Below are 16,365 nucleotides of genomic sequence, written 5' to 3' on the forward strand. Positions count from 1 at the left end.
GAGCCACAAGAAAGCGATCTACGCAAAGCCAAACAGGCCGCCAAAGCGCAACACACTCTTAAGGAAGGTGATTAATGTTTAAACTCATCAGCTCCCCCCATGTTCATTCACGCCAACTCACCGCGCATTTCATGCTATGGGTAATGGTGGCGATGATGCCAGCCATTGTGGTGATGTGCTATTTTTTCGGGCCAGGCGTGCTGGTACAAAGCGCGCTGGCGATGAGTTTTGCTTATGTGCTAGAGCTTGCGATCACGCTGCTGCGCCGTAAGCCGCTATTTTTTTATGTTAGTGATTTCAGCGTGCTGCTCACCGCACTAATTTTAGCGGTTGCCATTCCACCTTATGCGCCTTATTGGGTGATTTTGGTGGGCGTGTTGTGTGCGGTGTTGTTAGGCAAGCATGTTTATGGCGGTTTAGGGCAAAACCCGTTTAACCCTGCAATGGTCGGTTATGTGATTTTGTTGATCTCTTTTCCACTGCAAATGACTAGCTGGATGCCGCCCATTGCGCTGCTCAGTGAGCCGCCGTCACTCCATGATGCCGTTTCACTTATTTTCTCAGGGCTGACCACCGACGGTTATAGCCAAGCCCAACTGCTAGCCAGCATTGATGGCATCACCCAAGCCACCCCACTGGATACCATCAAAACAGGGCTTAGCCACGATGCAACGCTGCCCGCTTTGCTCGCCTCGCCCATTTTTAACCACGCAGGCTTTGCCCTCGGTTGGTGGCAAATCAACCTCGCATTTTTGCTTGGTGGCCTATTTTTGCTATGGAAAAAAATCATCCATTGGCAAACGCCAACCGCACTTTGCCTTGCGCTATTGCTATGCGCTGGCGGTAATTACCTTTTTGGCGCAGCCAATGGCGTAAATCCACTCACAACGCTAATGAGCGGAGCGACGATGTTTTGTGCCTTTTTTATTGCCACCGACCCCGTGACAGGCTCCATCACACCGAAAGGCAAGTGGATTTTTGGCGCATTGGTGGGCCTGTTGATTTATATTATCCGCTATTACGCCAACTATCCCGATGGCGTAGCATTTGCCATTTTGCTTGGCAATATTTGCGTGCCGTTAATCGACCACTACACGCAGCCAGCTATCTACGGCAGCAAAGGAGGTCGACATGTTTAAAACTACTTTGCGCTCAGCGCTGATTCTGGGCTTTGTGGCGTTGGCGTGTACCGCACTTTCTCTTGGCATTCATTTAATGACTCAATCTCGCATCAATGCGCAACGCCAAGCCCAACAAGAGATGCTGCTCAACCAAGTGCTCCCTGCGGGCAGTTATAATAACGCTATTTTGCAAAGCTGCCTGAAACCGCACTTTGCTTTTGCGCCTTCTATTCAAGCGATTTTTGTTGCCAAAAAAGATGAGCAAGTGCAAGCTTATGCCATCAAAGCCGTGACAATGCAGGGCTATTCAGGCAAAATTGTGATCCTTGTGGGCATGACACCTGATGGCGAAATTTTAGGCGTACGCGTACTTGAGCACAACGAAACACCTGGCTTAGGCGACAAAGTGGAAACGGCAAAATCCAACTGGATTTATGACTTCAGCAACAAACGCTTTCGCTTAGAAGATAGCGCAAAATGGGCGGTGAAAAAAGACGGCGGCGAGTTTGACCAATTCGCTGGTGCAACCATCACGCCGCGCGCCGTGGTCAATGCTGTGAAAGCCACCGCCACGACAGTGCTAGAACATATTCCGCCAAGTGCGCTATCCCAATTGCAACCTTGTGAGTAAATTATGGCCAATTCAGACATCACCGTGAACGACACCCCTGTGGTGTTAGAAAAAATCACCACCGATTGGGCTGGGATATTCCGCCAAGGGCTTTGGAGCAATAACTCCGCGTTGGTACAGCTACTTGGTTTATGCCCTTTGTTGGCAGTTTCAAGTTCCGTCACCAATGCACTGGGGCTGGGGCTGGCAACGATGTTAGTACTGATCTGCACAAACGGTATTGTGTCACTTTGCCGACAAGCGATCCCCCATGAAATCCGGATTCCCATTTATGTGATGATTATCGCCACCATGGTAACGGCGGTGCAGCTGCTGATGAATGCGTTTGTCTATGATCTCTATTTGGCTTTAGGGATCTTTATTCCATTGATTGTCACCAACTGTATTGTAATTGGGCGTGCGGAAGCCTTTGCCTCAAAAAATCCACTGTTGCCATCTTTATTTGACGGCTTTGCGATGGGGCTTGGCATGACCTTAAGCCTTGTATTACTCGGTGCAATGCGTGAAATTTTAGGCTCTGGCACGTTATTTGCAGGGCTTGAACAGCTTTTTGGCCCGTGGGCGGCGAATTTGAAAATCACCGTGTTGCACGTTGACACCGCCTTTTTACTTGCCATTTTGCCACCGGGTGCGTTCATTGGTCTAGGGCTGATTTTAGCGTTCAAAAACTTGCTAGATGACAAAATTGAAAAATGAATAAACAAAAACGCCTTGAAATTCTAACCCGTCTGCGTGATGACAACCCGCATCCAACGACAGAGCTCAATTTCAGCTCTCCGTTTGAGCTGCTGATTGCCGTGATTTTATCCGCCCAAGCCACGGATAAAGGTGTAAACAAAGCCACCGCCAAACTCTTCCCTGTCGCCAATACAGCGCAAGCAATTTTTGATCTTGGCGTGGAGGGCTTGAAAGAATATATTAAAACTATCGGGCTTTATAACAGTAAGGCTGAAAACATCATCAAAACTTGCGGTATTTTAGCCTCTCAATACCACGGTGAAGTACCAGAAGATCGCCAAGCCCTTGAAGCGCTACCTGGCGTGGGACGTAAAACAGCCAATGTCGTGCTCAATACCGCCTTTGGCTGGCCAACCATTGCCGTTGACACCCATATTTTCCGCGTATGTAACCGTACGAAGTTTGCCGTGGGTAAAGATGTGGTCAAGGTGGAAGAAAAACTGCTCAAAGTGGTACCCGCTGAGTTTAAAGTAGACGTACACCACTGGCTGATTTTACATGGGCGTTACACCTGTGTGGCGCGTAAACCGCGCTGCGGTGCGTGTATCATTGAAGATTTGTGCGAGTTTAAAGACAAAACCGAATACTAACGCGCTGGCGTTTTATCCAAAATGGCTTTGGTGTTATTGTCCGCTTCAATCTGAATTTTGTGATCTACTTCCACATTCAAATTTACCGTAATTCCCTCTTTGGGCGTTTCTAGCTGAATTTTCGGTGTGCAGGCACATAACAGTAAAAGTGCGGTCAGAGTGAAGATTTTCATGGTAAATGTCTCATTTGTTGTTGCTCAAGCAAATAATCTAATTGCTGCTCTAGCGTGTTGCCAAAATTGATAGAATACCACAAATCAAACAGATTCTCTTTGTGGGTATAATTGAGTGTTACAGGATTGCCTTGGGCGTTAGTGGCATGAATTTTTGCACTCATCAGTCCCAGCCCGTCATTGAGCAAATTAACCTTAATATTGGAATCAAACACTTGCATTTCATGCAAAATATCAAGCAAAATCTGTTCTGTCATGCCACCTTTTGCCGTCACTTGTGCCACCAGTGCTGGGCTGAGTTTAATGTGCCACTGATTACCTTGCTCAATCACGCCATCACAAATAATGCAATTTTTGCCGTTGATCCAAAACGGCAAATCGGCATTGAGTAAGCCCGTAGCACTGATTTGATTGTATTGCAATAAACTCAACACCTGCGCTAAATCAATATGATGAAGCTTAAAATGTGCTACTTGTCGTTGCGGCAGGGCAAAGCGGTTGACACTCAGCTCGCCCCCCAACAGTTCAAGGCGCAATTGCGAAAGTTTTAGTGGCTTTTGCACACTATAAGGATAATCCCCCTGCACTTTGACCGAGAGATTATTCACTTTCAGTCCATTGTTTTCAATTTCAGCCACGCGCACTGCCACGGGCGCTTTCACGCCCAGTTGTACATGCTGATCAAAATAGCGATACGGCAACGAGAATTCAATGCCTTTAATCTCACCGTCGGGCAGCTTGATCCGCCCGCCTTCAATAGCAAAGTGTCCACCAGCTATTGCGCCTTGCTCTGGCGTGATAGAAAACGCCGTTTGCCCGCGGATTTTGCCCTGTTTTATCAGCCAATCCATTTTAGGTGGAAAGAGTGACTGAAACACGCTCGCCGACTGCTCTGGCCAGTAAATATTGCCTTTTAAACGCTGATCTTGATAGCTGGCGAAAAGCGTGATTGGCCCGAGGGTGTTGGCTCGCAGCTCACCTTTGATCGCTAAATGCGAAAAATCCTGACCCGCAATAGCCATTTTCATTTCGGGTTGGCTAAATGTGCCGCCATAATCAAGATCAATGCTGCTATTGTGTACCATTAACGCACCTTGCAGCTCTTCATTTTGATAATCCCAATGAATTGCCTCGGCAATGGTCATCGCCAACGGCTGTACTTTTACGCCTGGCAGTGCAAAAGCGCTCATCTGCCCATCAAACTGATGAATATCAATGCGGTTATCTTGCCACTGCCCACGACCTTGTAGTGCAAGTTGATTATTAAGAACTTTCACCCCTGCACTGCCCCAAAACTTCCACTGCCACAAATTCGCCACTGCAGGGCTTGTAACACCGCTGGCTGACCGCACTTTGAAGATCGATTGAATACCCGCAATAAATTCATACGCCTTACCATCGAGGTGCAGATCAATATTATCAAATTGATCCGTCTGCCCTTTTAAAATGGCTTGTAGCCGCCCGTCAACGCCATAAGGGCTAACACTCACACCCGCCAGCGGCAAGCGCAATTCCTGCAAGTCAATATAGTCCGTTTTGCCTTGCATACGCAGCAGTGAGCCTGATAAAAAGTGCAAGTGCGGTTCACTCATTTTGCCTTCAAGCTGCATTGGTAATTTAGCATAAAATACCGTATCACCTGATTTCACGCTGCCGTTGGCTTGCAGTGGCAACTGCCACGCACCATTGTCTAGCCGCCCCTCTTTGCCTTGCAGCACAATAACGCCTTTGCCTTTCTCCCCGTTGGTGAGGATCGAGATCCGAAAATTCAGCGCTAAGCCGTGCCCTGTCAGCAATTGCTCTTGGCTGTCGGCTGAAATATCAACATCAACAAAGCCATTGACAGGTTGTGGAAGGTTTTTATCCCATGCAAAGGCAGCTTTTTCAATACGCAGCCCATTGCCACGCCATTCAAACGGCACGCTCAAGCGCTTTTCATCTTGCCCATCAACGTACTCAAAGGCGTGCAAAGTGCCTTTCTTGCCTTGCCAATCAAGCGTCAGTTTGCCCTGCGGGATAATCACATCAGGATTTTGCCAACGGTAATCTACCTGCGCTTGCTCAGGCAACTGGGTAATGTTATCTGCTAAGGTCGTGGTAAAATGCACTTGATGATCCATCGTCTCTTGCCCGTGATAGGTCAACTCCCCCGTCAAGGTGTGATCTTGCAAGATGGTGTGAGTGTCAAGCACGGTGTTGCCATCGGCGACACTTTTCAGCGTTAACGCCAAACCTTGAGGCGTTTGCGTTAGATTGACCGCACTTTCACTTTGTAAAATCGCCTGCAAGTTCGGATTCGTCACATCATCAAAATCGCTAAAAGTAAGATGTTCAATCACCGCACTGCCCACTGGCACCAAGGCGACGAGTTTACGCAATGATGGCGGCTCACTTGACGACGCCTGCCCACCACCGAGAGTTTGCGCACAGGCGTAATTAACATTTGCGTGCTCGGCTTGCAATTGGCGCTCGTGCCAGCGAAAGTGCGTGTTATCCAAGCTCAAGACTTGGCAGCTGTGTTTTTCGTTATACAACTGAAAATGCGCCAGCGACAGCCCATCGCGGGAAATAGCGAGCTTGGGTTGCCACGCCACACGAAAATCGGGGGCTAAAAAATGGTTGGCCACTTTTTGCAAGCCACCCCCAAAAAGCGCCCAGCTGCCAATACCAACCACCGCCAACACCAGCACGCCCAAGCCAACAAGCCACTTTTTGCCCATTATAAATTCGCCCAAATAAACACTAGTGGTAGGGCTAAGCTGATGCCCAACCAGACCGCACTTTGCATTTTACCTGCCGCGCGTTGGCGCAAAATTGCACGTATGATAAGCCCCGCGAGCAACAAATGCAGTGCAAAATAGAGCGCACTTAGCCCCACATTGAGCGCAAGCACCTGCTCTTGCCAATAAAACGTTGTCAACACCACCAGCGCAAAAATCACATTGCACACCAGCATCAGCAACATCGCCCATGGCAATAGTTGAATAAAATTGGCCAGCCGACTACGCGCGAGCTGCAGCGCATAATACGTCAATATGCAGGCGATAAGTAACTGATTAAACGGGCTTAACATCAGCCACATTGGCCCACTTACGCGATATAACAATAAGGCATAACACACCAGCCCCAAACTGCCAGCAATGCCCCCAAAAAGCAAAATCGCCTTGCGTAATTGTGGCTCTTTCGGTTGGCGGAAGGCGCTAAACGTGAGCAATAATCCCGCAAGTGCCTGCCAGCTTTGTGGCACAAAAGGTTTATGCACACAAGCAACCAACACCAACACCCAATAAATCGCAAAATACATCGCCACATTTGAAAGCCGACCACGTTGGCCAGGGCAAATTTCACCTTTGAAAAACACCAAATGCAAAATTGCCTGTGCGCTCAACACGGCGGCGGAAAACAGTGCGAAAAAACGGCTGTCGGCATACGTGACACGCAGGCCGTAAAATAAAGCCTCAAAGGTAACAAGCTCTGCGATAGGCGCAAGCGAAAAAAATAAAAGTGCGGTTTTATGCTCGGATTGCTGCGACATAAAAAACTCAATATGTTAGAATGCTACTGATTTTTCGATTATAACAAAACTTGAAGTTAATTTCGCTTTTAATAGGAGTGGATTATGCGAATTTTACATACCATGTTACGCGTGGGTAATTTAGACCGTTCAGTGGAATTTTACACTAACGTACTCGGCATGCGTGTACTGCGCACCAGTGAGAACACTGAATACAAATATACCCTTGCCTTTGTGGGTTATGATGATGAAGATTCCAGCGCGGTGATTGAATTGACTTACAACTGGGGCGTGGAAAGCTACGATCTCGGCACAGCCTATGGGCATATCGCCATCGGCGTGGATGATATTTATGCCACCTGTGAACGCGTGAAAGCCGCGGGCGGTAATATTACCCGTGAACCAGGCCCTGTGAAAGGCGGTTCTACCCTGATTGCCTTTGTGGAAGACCCAGACGGCTACAAAATTGAATTTATTGAAAACAAACAAGCCAAAGAGGCACTAGGTTATTAATCCATCGCCCACGCAAGTGGGCTTTTGAGTATGTATGTCTGAACAAGAAAACCCTGTCATTGTTGATTATAATCTGTTGAAAAATCGTTTTCGTGGCTATTTCCCTGTGATTATTGATGTGGAAACTGCAGGCTTTAATGCCAAAAGTGACGCATTATTAGAGTTGGCCGCCATCACGTTAAAAATGGACGCGCAAGGGCTGTTGCAAATTGATGAACAATGCCATTTTCATATTGAGCCTTTTGAGGGCGCCACCATTAATCCTGATTCGCTCAAATTCAACGGCATTGATATTGAAAATCCACTGCGCGGTGCGGTGAGTGAAGAGCTCGCTCTCGGTGAGCTGTTTCGCATGGTGCGCCGCACTCAAAAAGCGGCAGAGTGTAAACGCTCAATTATGGTGGCGCACAACGCCGCGTTCGATCACAGTTTTGTGATGGCGGCGGCTGAGCGCTGTGAACTCAAACGCAACCCGTTTCACCCATTTGCCACCTTTGATACCGCAACCCTAGGTGCGTTTATGTTCGGTAACAATGTGTTAGTGAAAGCCTGCCAAGCAGCCCAGATCGAATTTGATCAAAAACAGGCGCACGGCGCGCTTTACGATACCCAAAAAACGGCAGAATTATTCTGTTTCATGGTTAACTACCTAAAAATTCATCAAGGTTCGCCTCTTTTTAGTACACCTTGACGTTTTATTTAGGTAAAATCAGCTTTCATTTTTTGACTTTTCTTTCATTTAACCTTACAGGAACACACTATGTTATTTGCAAATAATGTTGTGATCTCCATTATCGTGCTGCTGGCGCTAAGCCTGATGCGCATCAATGTGGTGATTGCACTGATTATTTCAGCGCTGGTTGCAGGCTTAATGGGCGGCATGGATATTGGCAGCACGGTCAATACCTTCACCGATGGGCTTGGCGGCGGTGCTGCTGTTGCGATGAACTACGCCATTCTTGGTGCCTTTGCGGTGGCCATTTCTAAATCGGGCTTAACCGATTTGCTCGCCGTGAAAGTGATTAAAAAACTCGGGCAAACCCCAAGCCAAACCGCACTTTTCTGGTTCAAATATTTTATTATCGTTTTGTTGTTGCTCTTTGCAGTATCATCACAAAACTTGTTGCCAGTGCATATCGCCTTTATCCCAATCGTGGTGCCGCCACTGCTGGATATTATGAACCGCTTAAAGCTCGACCGCCGCGCTGTGGCGTGCGCCTTAACATTCGGTTTAACCGCAACTTATATGATCCTGCCAGTCGGCTTTGGTAAAATCTTTATCGACAACATTATCGTCACCAAAATCAACGAAGCAGGTGCGGAATTTGGCTTGCAAACTTCGGCTGCGCAAGTGAGCAGTGCAATGTTGATTCCCGTCACTGGCATGATTTTAGGTTTGCTTTTCGCCATTTTTGTTAGTTACCGTAAGCCTCGTGACTACGACACCAACACGCCTGAGCCAAGCAGTGCCGACATTGAAGCCCGCGTAGCGCACATCAAGTCATACCACGTTATCATCAGTTTAATCGCGATCCTCGTGACATTTGCGCTGCAACTTTACACCGACTCCATTATCGTCGGTGGCTTAGCAGGTTTATGTATCTTTGCGCTTGGCGGCATTTTCAAACTCAAAGAAAGCAACGACGTTTTCCAACAAGGCTTGCGCTTAATGGCGATGATCGGCTTTGTGATGATTGCCGCATCAGGTTTTGCCAGCGTGATCAAAGCCACCGACGGCGTATCAACATTGGTGCAAACCTTCAGCGACACCATCGGCAGCGACAACAAAGGCTGGGCGGCATTATTGATGCTGTTAATCGGATTATTTATTACCATGGGGATTGGCTCATCATTTTCCACCGTGCCGATCATCACCACCATTTATATCCCGATTTGTATCACCCTTGGGTTTAGCCCACTGGCCACCGTTGCCATCGTAGGCGTTTCTGCCGCACTCGGCGATGCTGGCTCCCCTGCTTCAGACTCCACGCTTGGGCCAACATCGGGTTTAAATGCCGACGGCAAGCACGACCACATTTGGGACACCGTTGTGCCAACCTTTATTCACTTTAACATCCCATTAGTGATCTTTGGTTGGATCGCCGCCATGGTGCTCTAATCCCCATCCTCACAATAAAAAACCGCACTTTTATACCAAAGTGCGGTTGAGAATGATTAACATAAAGTGCCGTCGAGCTGACCGCACTTTGTGTTGCTGCACCTATTTTGTCGGCATTTCACAAGCAAAGGAAAAGCGAATTTTCTTTTGTAGCGCTAATTTGATCTTATGTGCATCATCAAATGCTTTTTGCTTTAATAATGGGCGAATTTCGCGAAGATAAATCTCCGTGCTGGTATCCCCAACGTGATGTTCATAGCCCACTGGGTGGCTACGCCATTGTTTATAATCGAGCAAAACATCTTGTGAATAAAACGGATCAGCAACATTTTGAATGTGTTTATCCAACATGCCACGCAAGGCTTTTTTCGTGTCTTGATATTCCGCAAGATGCGCAAGATTCTGGGTTTCGCCACGATCGCGCTGCATATCATATAATTCTTCTTCCTCATCTTCTTTGTATAAAACATACTTATATTCTTGCGTGCGCAACATACGCGCAGGTTGTAAATCAAGATTGCGATTCGTATTCCAATGGGCTATCACATAATCACGCCATTGGTCAACGTGTTGGCCCGTCAATAGTGGCAATAATGAACGACCATAAATCCCTTGTGGAATGTCAATACCCACATAGTCACACAACGTCGGCAATAAATCACACAAAGATACTAATTCTGATTTTAATTGGCCTGTTTGAATACCTGGGCCGCGGAAAACCAACGGCACATTGGTGGCTTCTTCATAAAACCAATTCATTTTGGTCACCAAGCGATGAGCGCCCATAGCATCACCATGGTCAGCAAAAAAGACGATTAACGTATCCTCATAAAGCCCATTAGATTTTAATGCGTCAATAATCTGACCGATATAATTATCCGCAAGTTCGGTGTAGTAATAATAGGCTTTCAGATATTGTTGGTAATTTTTGACATTCCACTTGCCCGCTTGTTTCACACGCGTATGGGTGCAGCAGGCATATTGCACTGCTTTTGGGCGATTTATTAAATCTGCAGCAGTATCGAAATTATCTAACACATCAGGCAACTCACCAATGCCGTCAATATCACCATGCTCACCTGCAAATTTGCCAATCCAGCCGTTAATGTTATGCGGATTATTAAATTCTACCGCCAAGATAAATGGCTTTTTCTCTTTTCGTTGATTAAGCCCATTGATGTATTTTAGGCTTTCTTGTAAACAATAGACGTCTTCACGAGTGTCGTAATTGACAGGAAATGCTTTCTCTGCAGGGAAGTCTAGTTCTACTTGATCAGCGCTGTCAAAACCTTTTAACGCACCATGATCATGACGTTTACCAAAGTGGCGGCACTCATACCCCACCGCGCTGAAAAGCGTTCCCACAGTGGCAAGTGTTTCAGGAATATTGGGATTGTCATTGGCAACCACACCTGTTTGGTGTGGCAAGCAGCCCGTCCAAAAGCAAGATCTTGAAGGTGCGCATAATGGATAACTACAATAGCCATTGTCAAAGCTCACGCCAGTGTGTATTAAATTGTCGATATTCGGCGTTTTCACATCTGAATTACCATACGCCCCCACAGCACGTTTAGCCAGTTGATCGGCTGTGATGATCACAATATTTTTTGTATTCAACGCTTTTTTCGTCTCCCCCTTTTGAGACGAATTTGCAGCAACCGTATCCGCAAGACTTAACCCCGCCCCACCTAATGCAACATTTTGAATAAATTGACGTCTTGAAATTGCCATAATCAGCTCCCTATCTACAAATGTGGCTTTTAATGTACGCGCTTTTGTGCTGCATTTCTGTGATTCTTATCAAAAGTTAAGGTTTAAGCTCAAATCTCCACATCAAAGTGCGGCCTGACCGCACTTTAACTTTCCCCTTTTATTTGTCAGGGTTGCTAACATCGGGTAAACTTTGGCTATACTTTTCACATACGCTACGAGTTATGACAACATCAACCTATCAAGCCGATGATATTACGGTTTTAAAAGACCTTGAGCCAGTGCAACTGCGCCCAGGCATGTACACTGACACCACGCGCCCTAACCATCTTGGGCAAGAGGTGATTGATAACAGTGTGGACGAGGCATTAGCTGGCTTTGCCAGTAAAATTGAAGTGATTTTGTACGAAGATCACTCCCTTGAAGTGATTGATAATGGGCGTGGTATGCCAGTGGATATTCACCCTGTGGAGAAAATCTCTGGCGTGGAGCTGATTTTGAGTAAGCTGCACGCAGGGGGGAAATTTTCCAATAAAAATTATCAATTCTCTGGCGGCTTGCACGGGGTGGGGATTTCAGTGGTGAATGCCCTTTCCGATCGCGTGGAGGTGACTGTTAAACGCAACGGTGAGATTTATCGCATTGCGTTTGCCAATGGGCATAAGGTGGAAGAGCTTGAGGTGGTGGGCACCTGCGGGCGACACAACACGGGCACCACGGTGCGCTTTTGGCCGAACCCAAAATATTTCGACAGTGCAAAATTTTCCGTCACTCGCTTGCGCCATTTGCTGCGCGCCAAAGCGGTGCTCTGCCCTCGTTTAGAAGTGGTGTTTGTTGACAAAATTAACCAAAGCAAAGATGTGTGGTGCTATCAAGACGGTCTTTCTGATTACTTACAAGAAAGTGTCGACGGCTTCACCACGCTGCCTGAAACCCCGTTTGTTGGCGACATTAAAGGCGAAAGCGAAGCGGTGAGCTGGGCATTAACGTGGCTGCCTGAAGGTGGCGATTTGCTTAGCGAAAGTTATGTTAACTTGATCCCAACGCCACAAGGCGGCACGCACGTTAATGGCTTGCGTCAAGGGCTGTTGGACGCAATGCGTGAATTTTGTGAATTCCGCAATCTCTTACCACGTGGCATCAAACTCAGCGCCGATGATATTTGGGATCGCTGCGCGTATGTGTTGTCACTCAAAATGCAAGACCCGCAATTCGCAGGGCAAACTAAAGAGCGGCTATCCTCTCGCCAAAGTGCGGTTTTTGTGGCAGGCAGCGTGAAAGATGCGTTTAGCCTATGGCTTAACCAAAACGTGCAACAAGCCGAGCAATTAGCCGAAATGGCAATCAGCTCCGCTCAACGCCGCCTACGTGCAGCCAAAAAAGTGGTGCGTAAAAAATTAGTCAGCGGCCCTGCGCTGCCAGGTAAATTAGCGGATTGTAGTAGTCAAGATTTAGCTAAAACAGAGCTGTTTTTAGTCGAGGGGGACTCTGCGGGCGGCTCAGCGAAGCAAGCGCGGGATCGGGAATATCAAGCGATATTGCCACTGCGTGGAAAAATCTTAAATACGTGGGAAGTGGCCAGCGATCAAGTGCTTGCCTCTGCCGAAATTCACGACATCGCCGTCGCCCTTGGCATTGACCCCGACAGCCGCGATCTCAGCCAGTTGCGCTATGGCAAAATTTGCATTCTCGCCGATGCCGACTCCGACGGCTTGCATATTGCTACGCTGTTGTGTGCGCTGTTTGTGCGCCATTTCCCTGCACTGGTGGAAAATGGGCATGTGTATGTGGCGATGCCACCACTTTATCGTATTGATTTAGGCAAAGAGGTATTCTATGCCCTTGATGAAGCAGAAAAAGAAGCGATTTTAGAGCGGCTAAAATCCAAGCGTGGCAAGCCGAATGTGCAACGCTTTAAAGGCTTAGGTGAAATGAACCCACTGCAGCTGCGTGAAACCACGATGGACCCGAATACCCGTCGATTGGTGCAACTGACCCTTAACGTGGCAGAAAATGACACACAAGAACAAGAAAATGCTAATACGCTTGAACTGATGGATATGCTGCTGGCCAAAAAGCGTGCTGAAGATCGCAAATCGTGGCTGCAAGCTAATGGCAACAATGCGGATTTAACCGTCTAAAAGTGCGGTTAGGGAAATTTTATGGATAACACGATTAATTACGAAGGCGTTGAGCAAATGCCGCTCGGCACGTTTACTGAGCGTGCCTATTTAAATTATTCAATGTATGTGATTATGGACCGTGCTTTGCCGTTTATCGGCGATGGCTTAAAGCCTGTGCAACGGCGGATCATTTATGCCATGTCTGAACTGGGGCTAAACGCCAGCGCAAAATATAAAAAATCGGCACGCACCGTCGGTGACGTGCTGGGTAAATTCCATCCACACGGTGACAGCGCTTGCTATGAGGCGATGGTGTTAATGGCGCAGCCTTTCTCCTATCGCTATCCACTCATCGACGGGCAAGGCAACTGGGGGGCGGCAGATGACCCGAAATCCTTTGCTGCCATGCGTTATACCGAATCACGTTTGTCTAAGATTTCCGAAATCTTGCTTTCAGAACTTGGGCAAGGCACGGTGGACTACCAGCCGAATTTCGACGGTACATTAGAAGAGCCTGAATACCTGCCCGCTCGCCTGCCGCACATTTTGCTCAACGGCACAACAGGGATTGCGGTTGGCATGGCAACGGATATTCCACCACACAATATCAATGAAGTAGCCGATGCCGCCGTGCATTTGCTCGACAACCCGAAAGCTGAGCTGACCGCACTTTTAGATTTTGTGCAAGGGCCTGACTTTCCAACGGAAGCGGAAATCATCACGCCAAAAGCCGACATCGCGAAAATTTACAGCACTGGGCGAGGCTCGGTGAAAATGCGTGCCGTGTGGCAAAAAGAAGACAGTGAAGTGATCGTCACAGCCTTGCCACATCAAGTTTCAGGCGCCAAAGTGATTGAACAAATTGCCACGCAAATGCGCAACAAAAAGCTGCCGATGGTCGATGACCTGCGCGATGAATCCGATCACGAAAACCCAACTCGCATTGTGATTGTGCCACGCTCCAACCGCGTGGACGTGGATGCGCTGATGGCGCATTTATTTGCCACCACCGATTTGGAAAAAAGCTATCGTATCAATATGAATATGATTGGGCTTGATCGCAAACCCGCGGTGAAAAATCTGCTGGAGATTTTAAGCGAATGGCTCACGTTCCGCCGCACCACCGTCACCCGCCGCTTGCAGCACCGCTTGGATAAAGTGCTAGCACGGCTACATATTTTAGACGGCTTGATGATTGCATTTTTAAATATCGATGAAGTGATCGAAATCATCCGCAATGAAGATGAGCCACGCGCCGTGCTAATGCAACGCTTTAATCTCACCCAAATACAAGCCGACGCGATTTTAGATCTCAAATTGCGCCACTTGGCGAAATTGGAAGAAGTGAAAATTCAAGGCGAGCAAAACGATCTCAACGCCGAGCGTGATAGCCTTGAGCAACTGCTCAACTCACCACGCAAGCTCAACAGCTTGATTAAAAAAGAAATTCAACAAGATGCGAAAACTTATGCCAGCCCACGCCGTTCACCATTAGTAGAACGCGCTGAAGCGAAAGCCATCGCTGAAAATGAAATGCTGCCTGCCGAACCTGTCACCATTGTGCTCTCTAAAATGGGCTGGGTGCGCTGCGCCAAAGGCCATGACATTGACGCACAAAATTTAAGCTACAAAAGTGGTGACAGTTACCTTGCGCACGCTTGTGGCAAAAGTAATCAGCCTGCAGTGTTTATTGACAACACAGGGCGCAGCTATGCCCTCGATCCACTTACCTTGCCATCCGCGCGTTCACAAGGTGAACCGCTCACTGGCAAGCTCACGCTACCAACAGGTGCCAAAGTTGAGCATGTGTTGATGGACAATGACGAGCAGCACTACCTTATGGCATCCGATGCAGGTTACGGTTTTATTTGTACTTTTAGTGATTTAGTCGCGCGGAATAAAGCAGGCAAAGCACTCATCAACTTGCCTGAAAATGCGCGCTCATTACCACCACAAGCCATTGTGGGTGAAGACAAACTGTTAGTGGCAATCACCAATATTGGCAAAATGTTGATCTTCCCTGTCAGTGACCTGCCAATGCTTTCCAAAGGTAAAGGCAATAAAATTATCGGCATTCCCGCCAATAAAGCCAAATCCAGAGAAGAGTGGCTTAGCCAAATTTTAATCATCTCACCAAGTAGCAGTATGGTGATTAAATCAGGCCGACGGAAATTGGTGTTAAAACCCGAAGATTTAGCGAACTTTTACGGCGAACGCGGCCGCCGCGGTGGGCAACTACGCGGTGTCGCCAATGCAGAGATTGAAGTGATTTGATAGAAAAAACCGCACTTTAAATTTAAAGTGCGGTTTTACTTATCCCTTATCAATCTGATGTTGAAATTCTTCAAGAAGAGCCAATAACCTGTCATCAAGATACGAAAGTGCGGTTCTTTCAATTTCTGGGGGCACACCGTAGTAGGCTTGAGCAATGCCACCACAAATAGCAGCGATGGTATCGCTATCGCCACCAATAGAAATAGCATTTCGGATGGCATCTTCAAATCCGACCGATTCAAAAAACGTTTGTAGTGCTTGCGGGACTGTTTCTTGGCACGTTTCGTTGAAAAGATACGGCCCCCTAATTTCATCCAATGTAAAATTCATCGGGTAATAATATTTATCGATATACTCACGAATTTGCGCAATGGAATATCCTGTTTTTGCGAGAAAAACCGCAACTGCTGTGGCTTCAGCACCTTTTATGCCCTCTGAGTGATTATGGGTGATGGCAGTGACCTGTTTAGACAGCCATTTGGCCTGATCTAAGCTTTGTGCGACAAATCCGACAGCGCTGACTCGCATCGCTGCACCATTACCAAAGCTATTATAGGGTTGCGGATTGTCTGAAAAAATCCAATCATAGAATCTGTCTCCATAGCCACAATCGGGATAATAGCGCCCAATGGTTTGCATGCACTTAACCGCATTTTTCGCTAAATCACGATAGTCAGGGCGACTTATCAACAACGCTTTGCCTATTGCCAGCGTCATGATTGAATCATCAGTAACAAAACACTCATTGGAGAATAGATCAAATATTTTGCTGCGATGATTGAACCACTCATAGCGAGAGCCGACAATATCGCCAACTATTGCACCTAGCATGTATTACCTTATTTTATAGTGCCTAAAT

At 47.3% G+C, this 16,365-nt stretch carries 14 protein-coding genes; 9 read left to right on the forward strand and 5 right to left on the reverse strand.

Annotated features, from left to right (window positions below; genetic code table 11):
- Window positions 1-74: 74 nt before the first annotated feature.
- Genes rsxD through nth form a run of 4 tightly spaced genes read left to right on the forward strand, consistent with a single transcriptional unit; the run spans window position 75 to window position 3,080 of the window.
- Window positions 75-1,139 carry an electron transport complex subunit RsxD gene (gene rsxD, locus HPC38_RS00005; RefSeq protein ID WP_208119235.1) on the forward strand — a complete coding sequence of 355 codons (1,065 nt, stop codon included), beginning with the start codon at window positions 75-77 and terminating at the stop codon, window positions 1,137-1,139.
- Complete coding sequence (gene rsxG, locus HPC38_RS00010) at window positions 1,132-1,752, forward strand: electron transport complex subunit RsxG (protein WP_208119236.1); 621 nt, start codon at window positions 1,132-1,134, stop codon at window positions 1,750-1,752. The genes rsxD and rsxG overlap by 8 nt, the downstream gene beginning before the upstream one ends.
- A gap of 3 nt (window positions 1,753-1,755) precedes the next feature.
- Window positions 1,756-2,448 carry an electron transport complex subunit E gene (locus HPC38_RS00015; RefSeq protein WP_208119237.1) on the forward strand — a complete coding sequence of 231 codons (693 nt, stop codon included), beginning with the start codon at window positions 1,756-1,758 and terminating at the stop codon, window positions 2,446-2,448.
- Window positions 2,445-3,080, forward strand: coding sequence for an endonuclease III (gene nth, locus HPC38_RS00020; protein ID WP_208119238.1), 636 nt, complete (start codon window positions 2,445-2,447; stop codon window positions 3,078-3,080). Before HPC38_RS00015 ends, nth begins: the two co-directional genes overlap by 4 nt.
- Here the strand turns inward: nth and HPC38_RS00025 are convergent.
- From HPC38_RS00025 to HPC38_RS00035, 3 genes are read right to left on the reverse strand one after another with little or no spacing between them, the layout of a single operon-like run.
- Window positions 3,077-3,253, reverse strand: coding sequence for a YnbE family lipoprotein (locus tag HPC38_RS00025; RefSeq protein ID WP_208119239.1), 177 nt, complete (start codon window positions 3,251-3,253; stop codon window positions 3,077-3,079). The genes nth and HPC38_RS00025 overlap by 4 nt on opposite strands.
- Window positions 3,250-5,973, reverse strand: coding sequence for an intermembrane phospholipid transport protein YdbH family protein (locus tag HPC38_RS00030; RefSeq protein WP_208119240.1), 2,724 nt, complete (start codon window positions 5,971-5,973; stop codon window positions 3,250-3,252). Before HPC38_RS00030 ends, HPC38_RS00025 begins: the two co-directional genes overlap by 4 nt.
- Window positions 5,973-6,788, reverse strand: coding sequence for a hypothetical protein (locus HPC38_RS00035; RefSeq protein WP_208119241.1), 816 nt, complete (start codon window positions 6,786-6,788; stop codon window positions 5,973-5,975). The genes HPC38_RS00030 and HPC38_RS00035 overlap by 1 nt, the downstream gene beginning before the upstream one ends.
- Window positions 6,789-6,872: 84 nt before the next feature.
- On the opposite strand from HPC38_RS00035, the gene gloA reads away from it, so the two are divergent.
- The 3 genes from gloA to HPC38_RS00050 all read left to right on the forward strand — a co-directional run bounded on the left by gloA (window position 6,873) and on the right by HPC38_RS00050 (window position 9,399).
- Window positions 6,873-7,280 carry a lactoylglutathione lyase gene (gene gloA, locus HPC38_RS00040; RefSeq protein WP_208119242.1) on the forward strand — a complete coding sequence of 136 codons (408 nt, stop codon included), beginning with the start codon at window positions 6,873-6,875 and terminating at the stop codon, window positions 7,278-7,280.
- 34 nt (window positions 7,281-7,314) lie between these two features.
- Window positions 7,315-7,971: a ribonuclease T gene (gene rnt, locus HPC38_RS00045; protein ID WP_208119243.1), complete on the forward strand. Its 657-nt coding sequence runs from the start codon at window positions 7,315-7,317 to the stop codon at window positions 7,969-7,971.
- Window positions 7,972-8,040: 69 nt separating this feature from the next.
- On the forward strand, window positions 8,041-9,399 hold the full coding sequence (locus HPC38_RS00050) for a Na+/H+ antiporter family protein (protein ID WP_208119244.1): 1,359 nt from the start codon (window positions 8,041-8,043) through the stop codon (window positions 9,397-9,399).
- 102 nt (window positions 9,400-9,501) lie between these two features.
- Here HPC38_RS00050 and HPC38_RS00055 read toward each other — a convergent pair whose 3' ends face one another.
- On the reverse strand, window positions 9,502-11,130 hold the full coding sequence (locus HPC38_RS00055) for a sulfatase family protein (protein WP_208119245.1): 1,629 nt from the start codon (window positions 11,128-11,130) through the stop codon (window positions 9,502-9,504).
- Window positions 11,131-11,333: 203 nt separating this feature from the next.
- On the opposite strand from HPC38_RS00055, the gene parE reads away from it, so the two are divergent.
- Both parE and parC read left to right on the forward strand, forming a co-directional pair.
- Window positions 11,334-13,250, forward strand: coding sequence for a DNA topoisomerase IV subunit B (gene parE / locus HPC38_RS00060; protein WP_208119246.1), 1,917 nt, complete (start codon window positions 11,334-11,336; stop codon window positions 13,248-13,250).
- 21 nt (window positions 13,251-13,271) lie between these two features.
- Complete coding sequence (gene parC, locus HPC38_RS00065; protein WP_208119247.1) at window positions 13,272-15,506, forward strand: DNA topoisomerase IV subunit A; 2,235 nt, start codon at window positions 13,272-13,274, stop codon at window positions 15,504-15,506.
- A 39-nt stretch (window positions 15,507-15,545) separates the two neighbouring features.
- Here parC and HPC38_RS00070 read toward each other — a convergent pair whose 3' ends face one another.
- On the reverse strand, window positions 15,546-16,337 hold the full coding sequence (locus tag HPC38_RS00070; RefSeq protein ID WP_208119248.1) for an ADP-ribosylglycohydrolase family protein: 792 nt from the start codon (window positions 16,335-16,337) through the stop codon (window positions 15,546-15,548).
- Window positions 16,338-16,365: the final 28 nt, after the last annotated feature.

It is taken from the genome of Spirabiliibacterium pneumoniae (assembly GCF_014884995.1).
Lineage (GTDB): Bacteria > Pseudomonadota > Gammaproteobacteria > Enterobacterales > Pasteurellaceae > Spirabiliibacterium > Spirabiliibacterium pneumoniae.

Excerpts from the sequence above, each read along its gene's own strand:
- rsxD (WP_208119235.1), top strand. The coding sequence starts at position 75 with ATGTTTAAACTCATCAGCTCCCCCCATGTTCATTCACGCCAACTCACC.
- rsxG (WP_208119236.1), top strand. The coding sequence starts at position 1,132 with ATGTTTAAAACTACTTTGCGCTCAGCGCTGATTCTGGGCTTTGTGGCG.
- HPC38_RS00015 (WP_208119237.1), top strand. The coding sequence starts at position 1,756 with ATGGCCAATTCAGACATCACCGTGAACGACACCCCTGTGGTGTTAGAA.
- nth (WP_208119238.1), top strand. The coding sequence starts at position 2,445 with ATGAATAAACAAAAACGCCTTGAAATTCTAACCCGTCTGCGTGATGAC.
- HPC38_RS00025 (WP_208119239.1), bottom strand. The coding sequence starts at position 3,253 with ATGAAAATCTTCACTCTGACCGCACTTTTACTGTTATGTGCCTGCACA.
- HPC38_RS00030 (WP_208119240.1), bottom strand. The coding sequence starts at position 5,973 with ATGGGCAAAAAGTGGCTTGTTGGCTTGGGCGTGCTGGTGTTGGCGGTG.
- HPC38_RS00035 (WP_208119241.1), bottom strand. The coding sequence starts at position 6,788 with ATGTCGCAGCAATCCGAGCATAAAACCGCACTTTTATTTTTTTCGCTT.
- gloA (WP_208119242.1), top strand. The coding sequence starts at position 6,873 with ATGCGAATTTTACATACCATGTTACGCGTGGGTAATTTAGACCGTTCA.
- rnt (WP_208119243.1), top strand. The coding sequence starts at position 7,315 with ATGTCTGAACAAGAAAACCCTGTCATTGTTGATTATAATCTGTTGAAA.
- HPC38_RS00050 (WP_208119244.1), top strand. The coding sequence starts at position 8,041 with ATGTTATTTGCAAATAATGTTGTGATCTCCATTATCGTGCTGCTGGCG.
- HPC38_RS00055 (WP_208119245.1), bottom strand. The coding sequence starts at position 11,130 with ATGGCAATTTCAAGACGTCAATTTATTCAAAATGTTGCATTAGGTGGG.
- parE (WP_208119246.1), top strand. The coding sequence starts at position 11,334 with ATGACAACATCAACCTATCAAGCCGATGATATTACGGTTTTAAAAGAC.
- parC (WP_208119247.1), top strand. The coding sequence starts at position 13,272 with ATGGATAACACGATTAATTACGAAGGCGTTGAGCAAATGCCGCTCGGC.
- HPC38_RS00070 (WP_208119248.1), bottom strand. The coding sequence starts at position 16,337 with ATGCTAGGTGCAATAGTTGGCGATATTGTCGGCTCTCGCTATGAGTGG.